This is a genomic window from Ferrovibrio sp. GW821-FHT12D07, from assembly GCF_058807275.1.
The window spans coordinates 93,684-106,284 of the sequence record NZ_JBXAQN010000003.1 but is presented as its reverse complement, the minus strand read 5'-3'; the positions used below and the strand labels follow the sequence as shown (position 1 = coordinate 106,284).

Genomic DNA, 12,601 nt, shown 5'->3' with positions numbered 1-12,601 from the left:
TGATTGCATGCTTCATACAATTTCAACTTGCGGGACAGGGGTAATTATAGTAAATAAAAGGCTGAGTTACCCTTTCCTGGCGTGGGAGAAACCCATCATGCCGCTCGACACTATCGGCAGTTACGCCGCGTCGAGCAGTACCGGTGCGATTGCCCGCAATACTGCTCGAAGTACTGAAGGACCGTCTGCTGCAACCATCGGGTTTGCGGCCGCGTCGTCGCGTCGCGGCACTACCGGCGGCGAAGAAGTTGATGTTTCTTCCTCCCAGATCGCAGCAGTTTTCGTCAGTCCCTTCATCCGGGTCGATATCAAGACACGTCTGGCAATCGTTGAAATTCGCAACAGCCAGACCGGTGAAGTGCAGCAGCAGTATCCTAGTCCGCGTGCGGTGCGCGAATATGCGCAGAACCTGCCTGATGACTCCGATCTGCGCGTTGCCAACCAGGATTCTGGCGACCAGCAGCATTCAGGCGATGCCAATGCCCCGCGCATCATCGGCAGCGCAGCGGATAAGGCCGACACGTCTGCCGAAACCCCTGCCGTGAGCTTCGGTCAGGGTGGCAGCACGGCCAACACCGCGCCTGCCCCCACGCCGGCCCCGTCCGGCGTTGCCCGGGCCGCCACCGCTGCCTTTACCAGCGCCCTGAATACGCTCGTCGGCGCCCGCGAACTGGCCGTCGCCTGACCTGAGCCGGCCATCCCCGGCTGCATAGCCGCCAGCGTATTTCAAACCTGCAAACAACCAGCGAATCTGTTAATCCTGCTCGTATCTTATCGGCGGGCGGAAACGTATGCGTTGGTTGTTCAGACTGGTTATGGCTGCAGTTCTGCTCGTCGCGCTCGTCGGCGGCAGCATCTACGTCATAGCCCGCCTGTCGCTGCCTAATGTGAATGGTGAAGTCCGGGTCGAACGGGCGCTTTCAGCGCCGGTAGAAATTCTGCGGGACCGGCATGCCGTCCCGCATGTCCGCGCCACTACTCGCGATGAAAGCGCCTTCGGTCTCGGGTATGTTCATGCGCAAGACCGCCTGTGGCAAATGGAAGTTCAGCGCCGCATCGCGGCTGGTCGACTGGCAGAAGTATTCGGCGCGCCGGCCCTGAACACAGACAAATTCTTTCGCACGCTAGGCATTCGCCGCAAGGCAGAAGTCGCATTCGGCACGCTCATGCCCGAAACCCAAAGCTACCTGCAGGCCTATGCGGATGGCATCAACGCGTTTCTCGCCCATCGTAGCGCCCCGCTGCCGCCGGAATTTCTGGCCTTCGACCTGATGCCCGAGCCATGGACGCCTGCGGACTCTCTCGGCTGGCTTAAAATGATGGCCTGGGACCTGAGTGGCAACTGGGGCAGCGAACTGGCCCGCCTCAGCCTGACGCGCCGCCTCAGCAAACAACAGATCGAAGAGTTTTATCCACCATATCCCGGTGACGGCCCGGTTGCGCTGGCCGCACTTGGCGACCTTCATCGGCAGGTCGCCGCCACGATTGATGTCGACGCCTTGATGAAGGCGTTGCCGCCGCCGCCGCCCGAAGGCATTGGCTCCAACAACTGGGTGATCAATGGCAAACGTACGGTTACCGGACTTCCCTTGCTCGCCAACGACCCCCACCTCGGTCTCTCTTCGCCGGCAGTTTGGTATTTCGCCCATCTTACAACGCAAACCAGCGGCATCATCGGCGCGACCCTGCCGGGTATTCCCGGCATTATCCTGGGCCACAACGGCCGCGTCGCCTGGGGCTTCACCAATACCGGACCGGATACGCAAGATCTCTATATCGAGAAAATCGATCCGGCTGATGCCTCCCGCTATATCACGCCAACCGGCAGCGCAGCTTTTGCGACGCGACAGGAAATTATCAAACTGCGTGGTGAAAGCGATGTCGCAATAACCGTCAGAGAAACCCGGCACGGTCCGGTTATCTCCGATGTGCACGAGCACGCACAACGCGCTATTGGCGGAGACTATGTGCTGGCTTTTGCGTGGACGGCATTGCGTGACGATGACACCACAGCAGATTCCCTGCTGGGCATGGAGAACGTCGCAGACTGGAATGGCTTCGTTCGCAATTTCGAACGGTATGTCGCGCCACAGCAGAATATCGTTTATGCTGATCGCGAGGGAAATATCGGCTTCCTGGCACCCGGCTCCATTCCGGTGCGACGCCCGGACAACGACATCAAGGGGCTTGCTCCAGTGCCCGGCTGGGACGCCCGCTACGACTGGACTGGCTTCATTCCCTTCGATCAACTGCCGCGCAGCTACAATCCGGCGCGCGGCATTTTGGTGACGGCCAACCACAAAATCGTGCCTGACAGTTACCCCCATTTCCTCACAACGGAATGGGCTGAACCTTATCGCGCGCGCCGGATCGAGCAGCTCCTGAATGAGCGGTCTGTCCATTCTGTCGAGAGTTTCCGCCAGATTCAGGGCGACACCCTTTCGCTCATGGCGACGGATATTCTTCCCCTCATGCTGACCGCGCCTCCCAAGCGGACGCCGAACAACAACGAGCTGCAGGCAACGCATGCCATGCTTGCTGCCTGGGACGGTAACATGACCGTGAACCGGGCTGAGCCGCTGATTTTCCAGGCCTGGTATCGTGAACTCACCCGCCTGGTACTGGCAGATGAACTGGGGGAGACCTTTCAGCCGCTCTGGCGTTCCCGGCCGATGCTGATGAAAAACATACTGACCAACCAGAATGGCCAGGCGCGATGGTGTTCCAATGTTGCAGCCGGCATTCCCAGCACCTGCAATGACCTGATCGCCGAAGCCCTGGATCTGGCGCTGAGCGATCTGAAAAACCGGTACGGGTCCGATCTCGGCCGCTGGCGCTGGGGCGACGCCCATTACGCCAAGGCCGTTCATCGGCCTTTCAGCAATATTTCAATCCTGCGCCGGTTCTTCGAGATCAACGTCCCCACCCCGGGCGATACCTTCACAGTGAATACGGGACAGAATGACCTGGCTAACGAAACCGAACCCTTCGCCAATCGCCATGCGGCCTCCCTGCGGGCCATCTATGACCTCGCGGACCTGAATCGCTCGCAATTCATCCATTCGACCGGCCAGTCCGGCCATGCCCTGTCACCCAATTACCGGGACTTTGCCGGCCCCTGGAGCGGAAACCAGTATATTCCGATGTCCCTGCGCCCCGGGGATATCGAGGCCGGGGCACTGGGTCGCCTGCGCCTTATAAGCCGCCAGTCCCCGTAAACCATTACGTCTTTTCAATATTCTATTTACCCCCCGCATACGATAAACATGGGTCGGGTTGACGCGCCGGACAGATTCGCCGGACGCGGGCATGGAGTGTTGAGATGCTGACTATTATTGGCGCGATTGTCGTCCTCGGCAGTGTGATCGGCGGCTATGTCGCCGGCGGCGGCCATCTAGAAGTTTTGTGGATGCCGTTCGAGTTCGTCATCATCTTTGGTGCCGGCGTCGGCGCATTGATCATCAGTTCTCCGAAACCCGTCCTGAAGCGAGCCCTGGGCGGCTTCAAGCTGGCCTTCAAAGGCCCCCGCTATACCAAGGATGATTATCTCGAGCTGCTTTCGATGCTCTACAGCGTGTTCAAGCTGGCCAAGAGCAAAGGCATGTTGGCGCTGGAACAGCACATCGAAAAGCCGGAGGAGAGCAAGCTCTTTACCCAGTTCCCCAAATTCATGTCCGACCATCATGCGATGGACTTCCTCTGCGATTATCTCCGCCTGATGACCTTGGGCAGCGAGAATCCGCACGAGATGGAATCCCTGATGGATATGGAACTCGAAGTGCATCACGAAGAAGACCATCAGGCTGCTCACGTCCTGTCCTCCTTCGGCGAAAGCTTCCCGGCGCTCGGCATCGTCGCCGCGGTGCTTGGCGTTATTCACACCATGGGCTCGATCAGCGAGCCACCCGAAGTTCTCGGCAAGCTGATCGGCGGCGCGCTAGTCGGTACCTTTGCCGGCATTCTGATTTCATACGGCTTCGTCTCGCCGATGGCCGCCGCGGCGAAGACCACCATGGAACATGAAGCCAAATACATGCTGTGCATGAAAGCCGGCCTGCTCGCTCATTTGCAGGGTTATGCACCGGCCGTGTCCGTCGAATTCGCGCGCAAGTCTCTGGTCTCGAATGTGCGGCCCAGCTTCTATGAAGTTGAAGAAGCCACCAGCAAGGTCCAGTCAGTTTGACCGGCCAGGAACAGTAAGCCATGGCATCGGCTGAGGGCGAACGCCCAATCATCGTCAAAAAGGTCAAGAAGACCGCGGCAGGTGCCCATGGCGGCGCCTGGAAGGTTGCCTATGCCGACTTCGTGACCGCGATGATGGCTTTCTTCCTGCTGTTGTGGCTGCTGAACGTCACCACGGACGAGCAGAAGAAGGGCGTCGCCGACTATTTCTCGCCCGCGTCTGTCAGCCGCAGCTTCTCAGGCGCCGGCGGCGTGATGGGCGGCCGCACCATACTGGAAGACGGTGGCAAGATTTCCAGCTTTGGCCTGCCAACCGTGATCGTTGGTCCCTCTTCGGAAAAATCGGACCAGCCCGATCAGCCGCAATACGACCAGAAATATCAGGAATCGCGTCAGCCCCCGCCGGCCCCCGGCACGCAGGGGGATCGGTTCCAGGATCCCAACATGATGGCCCAGCAGGGCGAAGGCGATCAGCAGCAGCAAGGTCAGGGCGCAGGCCAGCAGCAACAGATCACCGACCTGCAGCAGATCGATGCCCAGTCCGCGCGTGAGCGTGTCGCTCAGGCGGAGGCAGAAAATTTCCGTGAGGCCGAAGAACAGATTCGTCAGGCGATCGCCAGCAATCCACAGCTTGCCGAACTGTCGAAGCAGATTGTCTTTGACAACACACCGGAAGGTTTCCGCATCCAGCTCGTCGACGAGGAACAGTCATCCATGTTTCCGTCGGGCGGCACCAGCATGAATGACAAAGCCCGCCGCCTGATGCAGCAGGTCGCGCAGGTCGTTTCCAAGCTGCCCAACAAGCTGGCGATCAGTGGTAATACCGATGCGCAGCCCTTCCGTGGTCAGGGTTCTTATTCGAATTGGGAACTGTCGGCGGATCGTGCCAATGCGGCGCGACGCTCCATGATCGAAGCCGGCGTTCCGGCCGAGCGCATTCGTCAGGTTACCGGTAATGCCGATCAGGATCCGCTGATCAAGGATAACCCACTCGATCCGCGCAACCGCCGCATTGCCGTATTGCTGCTCAGTGACGTGCCGAAGGCCGGCGGCGGTGCAGGTGGCGCAGGCGCCGGTGGTGCCGGCAACCAGTCTGGCGGGCCGGCAGGGCCGCCACGTCCGGGCGTGTTGCGCAATCCGCCGCCACCGCCACCACTGCCACCGGGTCTGAGTGGTCCTGGCCCCAGCAATGGTGCCATTCGCATCCTGCCGACCCGCTGATCGCCATGTCGGACTCTTCGCAGTCTCCCTCGACGCAGCCGGTTCCTGCCAGCGCGCCGCTGCTTGATCCGTTTGCCCAGCCGGGCCGCTTCGAAGGTCTGCTCTGGCGTCGTGCCTTCGGCTATCTGGTCGACTTGGTCATCTTGGGCGGTCTGTTCGTCTTGTACTATTTCACTCTGGCAATGCTCTCGCTGATCACCTTCGGCCTGCTGACGCCGCTGCTGTTGTTACTCGGCGCCCTGATCCCGACCGCCTATCACACGCTCACCATCGGCAGCCCCGCTTCTGCCACGCTGGGCATGCGGATGTTTGGTCTGGAGGTTCGCATCTGGAGTGGCGGGAAACCGGGCTATCTCCAGGCCCTGCTTCATACCGTCGTTTTCTATGTCACGGTGGGTTTTACCAGTGGCCTGATCTTGCTCTGGCCGCTGTTCAGCAACCGCCGACGCTGCCTGCATGACCTGCTCTGTGGCACCCTTGTTGTCCGTCGGGTGTGATTAAACACAGAATCCCCCTCCCCAACCGGGGCAATTACGCTAATCTGTTTCTGAATTACTGATGGACTGCGACGTGAAACACCGCCTGCAGATACCCTTACGGCACTTTTTTGCCACTCCGCCCACGCCCTGTCCCTATCTGCCGGGACGGCTGGAGCGCAAGGTCGTGACCTTGCTGGCAGGGGACGATCCCGATGGCCTGCATAACGCCCTGAGCCAGGCCGGCTTCCGGCGCAGTCAGGACCTCGCCTATCGGCCGGCCTGCGAAAACTGCAATGCCTGTGTGCCGGTCCGGGTACCCGTCTCCGAGTTTCAGCCCAACCCGCCGCAGCGTCGCGTGTTGCGTCGCAACACTGGCATCATGGCCCGGCGCCTGCCCGCCTACGCCACGCGCGAGCATTACCAGGTCTTCCGGCGCTATGTGACGGCCCGTCACGATGGCGGCGGCATGGCCGACATGGAATTTGCCGATTATCGGGCGATGGTTGAGGACAGCCCGGTGCGCAGTGGCCTGACCGAGTTCCGCATGCCGGATGGTCGCCTGCTCGGGGTCTGCCTGATTGATGAGATGAATGACGGCATCTCGCTGGTCTACAGCTACTTTGACCCCGAGTTCGAAAACCGCAGCCCGGGCAGCATGATCATTCTCTGGCATATCCAGAATGCCTACGAATTGGGCCTGCCTTATGTGTATCTGGGCTACTGGATCTCTGAGAGCCAGAAGATGGCTTACAAGAGCCGTTTCCGTCCCCTGGAAGCCCTCACCCAGGAAGGCTGGCGGCGCCTTGATCCAGACGCCGAGCCCGTTCCCGCGCCCCTGTCGCCTGCGACCCTGGTCTGACCCCCGTTTCTTGCGTCCCGCCCTCCTGAGGGGTATTTTCCAACACCGTATGCGGATTCTCCGTGTACTCACGTGTTGCGTCTGCGCTTGTCCGAACGCGGACCACCGACCTTCTAGGGAGAACTACAGATCATGCTTCGTCGCAAATTCCTCTCCGGTGCGGCGGTTGCCGGCGCCGGTGCCGTCGGCGCCGCTGCCAGCTTCCCGGCCCCGGCGATCGCCCAGAGCCTGCCCGAAATCAAGTGGCGCATGCCCACCAGCTTCCCGAAGAGCCTCGACACTATCCATGGCGGTGGCGAGCAGCTGGCGAAGCGCGTTGCTGAGCTGACCGACAACAAGTTCCAGATCCGCGTCTTCGCCGCCGGCGAAATCGTGCCTGGTCTGCAGGTGCTCGACGCCGTTCAGGCCGGCACCGTCGAAGCCGGCTACAGCGTCAGCTATTACTACGTTGGCAAGGATCCGACCTTCGCTTTCGATGCCTGCCTGCCCTTCGGCCTCAACGTGCGCCAGCAGAATTCCTGGATGCGCAATGGCGGCGGCCTGGAGCTGATGCGCGAGTTCTTCAAGGACTACAACATCGTCCAGTTCCCGGCCGGCAACACCGGCACGCAGATGGGCGGCTGGTTCCGCAAGGAGATCAAGACCGTTGAAGACCTGAAGGGCCTGAAGTTCCGCATCGCGGGCATCGCTGGCCAGATTCTGTCCAAGCTGGGCGTCGTGCCGCAGCAGCTTGCTGGCGGCGACATCTATCCGGCGCTGGAAAAGGGCACCATCGACGCAGCCGAGTGGGTTGGGCCGTATGACGACGAGAAGCTCGGCTTCAACAAGGTCGCCAAGTTCTACTACTATCCGGGTTGGTGGGAAGGCGGTCCGCAGGTCTCGCTGTACGTCAACAATCAGCAGTGGGAAAGCCTGCCGAAGCCGTATCAGGCCGCTCTCGAAGCTGCCAGCGCGGAATGCACCAACTGGATGCTCGGCCGTTACGACGCGCAGAACCCGGTTGCGCTGAAGAAGCTGGTTGGCAGCGGCACGCAGCTGCGTCCGTTCCCGCGTCCGGTCATGGAAGCCTGCTTCGATGCCGCCAACGAGGTCTATGCCGAAGTGGCCGCGGCCAACCCGAAGTTCAAGAAGATCTATGACAGCTGGGCGAAGTATCGCGACGACCAGCTGCTGTGGTTCCGTGTGGCCGAAGGCACCTTCGACAACTTCATGTCGGCTGCCAGCCAGCGTAAGCCGGCTGCGAAGAAGGGCGGCTGATCGGAATTAATCCGTCCGCCTACGTATTGATGGAAAAGCCCCGCACTGCGGGGCTTTTCTTTGTCTGTCGCTTCCGGAGCGAATCCCGTAATCTCCCTCCGAATCACTTATCGCAACGGCAGCTTGTGAGAGTGACCGGTATCGGGCCGAGAGAGTCCGGCCCGCGACCGAAAGGGTCAAACAGGGAGAAGAACAAATGCAAAGACGTAAGTTCCTTAAGGGCGCCGGCCTGGCCGGCGTCAGCGGCATCGGTGTTGCAGCCGCAAACTTCCCGATGCCGGCGCTGGCCCAGAGCCAGCCCGAAGTCCGCTGGCGCCTCGCCTCCAGCTTCCCGAAGAGCCTTGATACCATCTTCGGTGCTGCAGACATTCTGGCCAAGCGCGTTGAAGCCGCGACCGGCGGCAAGTTCCAGATCCGCACCTTCGCCTCCGGCGAAATCGTGCCGGGTCTGCAGGTGCTCGACGCCGTTCAGGCCGGCACCGTGGAAATCGGTCATACCGCGAACTACTACTATGTCGGCAAGGATCCGACCTTCGCCTTCGATACCGCGCTGCCTTTCGGCCTGAATGCCCGTCAGCAGAATGCCTGGATGAACTTCGGCGGCGGCACCCAGCTGATGCGCGAGTTCTTCAAGGACTACAACTGCATTCCCTTCGCGGCCGGCAACACCGGTGCGCAGATGGGCGGCTGGTTCCGCAAGGAGATCAAGACCGTTGAAGACCTCAACGGCCTGAAGTTCCGCGTCGGCGGCTTCGCCGGCCAAGTGCTGAGCAAGCTGGGCGTCGTGCCGCAGCAGATCGCCGGCGGCGACATCTATCCGTCACTGGAAAAGGGCACCATCGATGCGGCCGAGTGGATCGGTCCGTATGACGACGAGAAGCTCGGCTTCAACAAGGTCGCCAAGTACTACTACTATCCCGGCTGGTGGGAAGGCGGCCCGCAGTTGTCGGCCATCGTCAATATCGATGCCTATAACAAGCTTCCGAAGGAGTACCAGGCGGTCCTGGAAGCGGCCTGCGCCGAAGCCAATGGCTGGATGCTGGCCAAGTATGACGCTGTCAATCCGGCAGCCCTGAAGAAGCTGCTGGCTGGTGGTACGCAGCTGCGTGCTTTCCCGCGTCCGGTCATGGAAGCCAGCTTCAAGGCTGCCAACGAACTGTACGAGGACACCTGCTCGAAGAACCCGAAGTTCAAGAAGGTCTTCGACAACTGGGTCAAGTTCCGTGACGAGCAGGTCAGCTGGTTCCGCGTTTCGGAAAACACCTTCGACAACTTCATGATCGCGGCCTCACAGCGCAAGCGCGGCTGAGCCACATCATCCGACGACAGGAAAGGCCCCGGGAAACCGGGGCCTTTTTTCGTTTTTGCGGCCCGGAACATTATAAAAACGTGTTACCGGCTCTTAATTTCCATTGCCGCCGCATCCGGGTTAAGCCTTGGGCAACCATTTGCATACAAAATCGGTGGCGCACCCCGGAGTTGTGTCGCACTATGAATGCGGCAGGCAGTGACCCCGACGGATGCCAGAAAGGACCGTCTTTCCAACGCCATGTGGCGCAGTGTCGTAAAGCGAGCAACCAAACGGACGGCGGAGCCTGATTTGACTCCGACGCCGCGCGACCGCGAGCGCGTTGACGGTATTATCAACAAGATTTCCGAAGAAACGCTTCTGGTTTTTGACCTGCTGAAAGACGGCATGGTCAAGGAAGCCTCCTTCAAGACGGTCGAGGAAAGCATTACCCGCCACTGCATCCTGTCGACCTTCGAACAGGTCCGTGTGGATGCTTTCCGGGACGCCGCCGGCCTCGCCTGGCAGCAGGCCCGCCGTTTCTCCGAGGCGGCTCTGGAAATGCCCGAACCGCAGCAGCGGCAATTCGTTCTCTCGGTGGCGCAAGCTTTTGAGCGCTTCGCCAAGCAACTGCAGACGATCGAGCAGCGCGCGATTGCCGAAAAACAACGCCGCGAACAGCAGGATTAAAAATCCAATGACCGGGACAAGGCTTGCCAAAGGCCGCCCGGAACGCAAAGATTCAGTCAGAATTGCGTAACAGCGTATAAGCCGGGTCCGGCGGGGGAAAAATGGTTTTTGGGTCGATGTTCGGCGGCGGACGCGCCTACGCCTATGAAATCTATGTCCAGGTGGATGGTCGTTGGCGGCTCGACAAGCGCCTGGAAGGCGAGTCCACCATGACCCAGCACGCCAACGAGCAGTTGGAGAAATCGGCCGTCGCCCAGGCCAATGCCCTTCTCAATCTCGGTGACTATCAGGCGGTCAAGGTGCTGCGCTCGCGGGCGCGCTCGGACGGTTTCACGACACAATCAGAAATCTTCAACAAGACAGCAACGGTGCGGCCGAAGGTCATGGCGACGCGGCCGTTCAAAGGTATCTTCCCGGTCTGCGCGACCCCATACGATCTTGCCCGCCGACCGGCTGCCAAAGCCTTCAGCGCTGTCTTTAGAGAGTTCCTCGACAAGCAGAATGCAACTTCGATCGAACTGCTGCATTCGCCGCAGCATCAGCGCAAGCTGAACGACATGAGCAATTTCATGCGTGCCGGCATCTATGCTCTTGCCGGAGCCCAGACCGACCCGGGCCTGCCGAGCCAAGGCGAACGCAGCAAGAAGCTAGAAGCTCTCTTCGACAAAAAGATCCAGCTCACGCGCGATGCCATGGCTGAAAAGGGTCTGCCGGCTTTCGAGAACAACGACTTTGCCCGCCTCTACGAGCGACTGTCGCATCGCGTGCAGGATGACCAGTTACGTTTCCTGTTCTTTTTCCAGACCTCCAAGGTCACTCAAAGCCTGTCCAGCTATGCTGGGCGGCTTGAGTTGTATCTCACGGATATGATCGATCGTCCGATGAATGGTCTGGCCCCGCTGCTGGATGAGGCGTCGGCGTCATGTCTGGATGCCACGACCCTGATCCAGGATATTCTGGGGCCACGTAACAGCCTGTCCGAGGCGCTGTTGGCCCTCGCTGAACTTTCAGCAGGCAAGCTGGAAATGCCGGCTAAGCCGGATCCTATTCTGGAAAAGCTGAACCGCCTGCTCGGCGAAGGCCGTCTGATCTACTGTGCAGAGACACTGTGGGAGCGCATTCTTTCCAATCTCAATTCAAAGGCCCTGCTCAGCAAGAGCGAGCCCAAGAAGGAATGGCAGCTGACTCGCAAGCTGAATCACAGACTGCTGGAAATCGCCCCGGACACGTTCAAGGAAGCCATCGATCACGCCGGACGCATGCGCATGGAACGCGTGCGCAATATGGAAGGCTGACAGATTGAAGTGCCGACGCTGCGCCTGCGCAGCGTCGCTCAATCGCGATCCCGCTTAATCCCTGGGCGGCATTTGTGCGCCAGTCAGATCTGCGCCGTTCAGATCGGTATTGACCATCTTGGCATCGGTCAGGTTCGCATTGACCAGTCTGGCGCGATTGAACTTGGCGTCAATCAGGTTCGCCCCCTTCAGCAGGGCATCCGAGAAATCAGCCTCGGTCGCATCGCAAGCCGCCAGGCTGGCCGACCAGAAACGACCGATCGGCTTACCATCGGGCCCGCGCAGCGGCACCTGGCCCAGCTGAGCGCGCTGCAGGATCGCCTTCTGCAGGATCGCACGGGCCATGTTCACGCCATTCGCCAGCGCACCGATCAGATTCGCACCGGTCAGATCAGCCTCGGAAAGATCGGTCATCACCAGCGTGGTGTTCTGCAGCTTGGCACCAGCAAGTTTCGCACCCTTGAGATTCGCACCGCTCAGATCCTTACCCGTGAGATCGATGCGCTCCATGTTCAGACCGGCCAGATCGGCACGCACACCCTCGCGGCCATCGGTCTTGATCCACTTCTCGTGCTCCTGAAGGATACCGGCAACGGTATCGCCGAAGCTTGAAACATCGACGAAGAGTTCAGCACCTGTGAAGTTTGCGGAATCCATATCCACATCTTCCAGGATCGCTCCCTTCAGGTCGGCGCCCTGAAAATCCGCGCCATCGATCAGCGCCATCGACATATCGACGCCCCGCAGACATGCCCCCTTCAGGTCGGCGCCTGCCAGATTGGCCTTGCGCAGCGAAACCTTCGTCAGGTTTGCCCTGGAGAGATTGGCGCCTGCGAGATTCACGCCATTCATGTTGGAACCGGTCAGGTTCGACCCACGCAGGTTAGCTTCGGCCAGATCGGCACCACCAGTGTTCGCCTTCGGCTTCTTGCCGGTTACGCTATCGGCCGCGCCAAAGCCCACCCCGTCATCAGACGCCTGCATCAGCGCCCCACCCCGGAAATCCACGCCCATCAGTCGGGCACCGGCCAGGGTCGCGCCGCGCATGGACGCGCCACGCAGATCGGCCTTGGTCAGGTCAGACCGGGACAGGTCGGCCCGTTCCAGGTTGGCGGCAAACAGGTCGGCTTCGGAGAGATTGGTTTCCACCAGAACGGATCGGGACAGGTTCGCGCCCGACATCTTCGCGGCACGCAGGTCAGCCCCACTAAAATCATAGCCCTGCAAATCCGCCAGGGAGAGATTCAGACGGGCTCCACGGGGACGCTTAAGCAGCCACTCTCTGTGGCGCGCAAGCATCTTTTCCACTTCCATCGGGTTCATTACCCGA

11 protein-coding genes are annotated in these 12,601 nt (G+C 60.3%); 10 read left to right on the top strand and 1 reads right to left on the bottom strand.

Going from position 1 to position 12,601, the window contains the following annotated elements; all coding sequences use genetic code 11:
• Positions 1-97: 97 nt before the first annotated feature.
• The 10 genes from AC1RRE_RS18375 to AC1RRE_RS18330 all read left to right on the top strand — a co-directional run bounded on the left by AC1RRE_RS18375 (position 98) and on the right by AC1RRE_RS18330 (position 11,271).
• Positions 98-685: a hypothetical protein gene (locus AC1RRE_RS18375; protein WP_492983183.1), complete on the top strand. Its 588-nt coding sequence runs from the start codon at positions 98-100 to the stop codon at positions 683-685.
• A 130-nt stretch (positions 686-815) separates the two neighbouring features.
• The gene (locus AC1RRE_RS18370) at positions 816-3,218 is read left to right on the top strand and encodes a penicillin acylase family protein (protein WP_492983181.1); all 2,403 of its coding nucleotides are present in this window, start codon (positions 816-818) and stop codon (positions 3,216-3,218) included.
• A 104-nt stretch (positions 3,219-3,322) separates the two neighbouring features.
• Positions 3,323-4,183 carry a flagellar motor stator protein MotA gene (gene motA, locus AC1RRE_RS18365; RefSeq protein ID WP_492983179.1) on the top strand — a complete coding sequence of 287 codons (861 nt, stop codon included), beginning with the start codon at positions 3,323-3,325 and terminating at the stop codon, positions 4,181-4,183.
• A gap of 20 nt (positions 4,184-4,203) precedes the next feature.
• Positions 4,204-5,403, top strand: coding sequence for a flagellar motor protein MotB (locus AC1RRE_RS18360; protein ID WP_492983177.1), 1,200 nt, complete (start codon positions 4,204-4,206; stop codon positions 5,401-5,403).
• A gap of 5 nt (positions 5,404-5,408) precedes the next feature.
• Positions 5,409-5,900: an RDD family protein gene (locus tag AC1RRE_RS18355; protein ID WP_492983175.1), complete on the top strand. Its 492-nt coding sequence runs from the start codon at positions 5,409-5,411 to the stop codon at positions 5,898-5,900.
• A gap of 61 nt (positions 5,901-5,961) precedes the next feature.
• Positions 5,962-6,741, top strand: a complete 780-nt coding sequence (locus AC1RRE_RS18350; protein ID WP_492983173.1) for an arginyltransferase — start codon at positions 5,962-5,964, stop codon at positions 6,739-6,741.
• A gap of 132 nt (positions 6,742-6,873) precedes the next feature.
• On the top strand, positions 6,874-7,998 hold the full coding sequence (locus AC1RRE_RS18345) for a TRAP transporter substrate-binding protein (protein ID WP_492983171.1): 1,125 nt from the start codon (positions 6,874-6,876) through the stop codon (positions 7,996-7,998).
• Between the two features lie 196 nt (positions 7,999-8,194).
• On the top strand, positions 8,195-9,307 hold the full coding sequence (locus AC1RRE_RS18340; RefSeq protein ID WP_492983169.1) for a TRAP transporter substrate-binding protein: 1,113 nt from the start codon (positions 8,195-8,197) through the stop codon (positions 9,305-9,307).
• Positions 9,308-9,493: 186 nt separating this feature from the next.
• The gene (locus AC1RRE_RS18335) at positions 9,494-9,976 is read left to right on the top strand and encodes a hypothetical protein (protein WP_492983167.1); all 483 of its coding nucleotides are present in this window, start codon (positions 9,494-9,496) and stop codon (positions 9,974-9,976) included.
• Positions 9,977-10,077: 101 nt separating this feature from the next.
• On the top strand, positions 10,078-11,271 hold the full coding sequence (locus AC1RRE_RS18330; protein WP_492983166.1) for a hypothetical protein: 1,194 nt from the start codon (positions 10,078-10,080) through the stop codon (positions 11,269-11,271).
• 54 nt (positions 11,272-11,325) lie between these two features.
• Here the strand turns inward: AC1RRE_RS18330 and AC1RRE_RS18325 are convergent, their stop codons facing one another.
• Positions 11,326-12,594, bottom strand: a complete 1,269-nt coding sequence (locus AC1RRE_RS18325) for a pentapeptide repeat-containing protein (RefSeq protein WP_492983164.1) — start codon at positions 12,592-12,594, stop codon at positions 11,326-11,328.
• Positions 12,595-12,601: the final 7 nt, after the last annotated feature.

Bases quoted from the DNA above. Each gene is read 5' to 3' on its own strand.
- AC1RRE_RS18335 (WP_492983167.1), top strand. From the start codon at position 9,494: ATGCGGCAGGCAGTGACCCCGACGGATGCCAGAAAGGACCGTCTTTCC.
- AC1RRE_RS18340 (WP_492983169.1), top strand. From the start codon at position 8,195: ATGCAAAGACGTAAGTTCCTTAAGGGCGCCGGCCTGGCCGGCGTCAGC.
- AC1RRE_RS18350 (WP_492983173.1), top strand. From the start codon at position 5,962: ATGGACTGCGACGTGAAACACCGCCTGCAGATACCCTTACGGCACTTT.
- AC1RRE_RS18360 (WP_492983177.1), top strand. From the start codon at position 4,204: ATGGCATCGGCTGAGGGCGAACGCCCAATCATCGTCAAAAAGGTCAAG.
- AC1RRE_RS18325 (WP_492983164.1), bottom strand. From the start codon at position 12,594: ATGAACCCGATGGAAGTGGAAAAGATGCTTGCGCGCCACAGAGAGTGG.
- motA (WP_492983179.1), top strand. From the start codon at position 3,323: ATGCTGACTATTATTGGCGCGATTGTCGTCCTCGGCAGTGTGATCGGC.
- AC1RRE_RS18355 (WP_492983175.1), top strand. From the start codon at position 5,409: ATGTCGGACTCTTCGCAGTCTCCCTCGACGCAGCCGGTTCCTGCCAGC.
- AC1RRE_RS18345 (WP_492983171.1), top strand. From the start codon at position 6,874: ATGCTTCGTCGCAAATTCCTCTCCGGTGCGGCGGTTGCCGGCGCCGGT.
- AC1RRE_RS18330 (WP_492983166.1), top strand. From the start codon at position 10,078: ATGGTTTTTGGGTCGATGTTCGGCGGCGGACGCGCCTACGCCTATGAA.
- AC1RRE_RS18370 (WP_492983181.1), top strand. From the start codon at position 816: ATGGCTGCAGTTCTGCTCGTCGCGCTCGTCGGCGGCAGCATCTACGTC.
- AC1RRE_RS18375 (WP_492983183.1), top strand. From the start codon at position 98: ATGCCGCTCGACACTATCGGCAGTTACGCCGCGTCGAGCAGTACCGGT.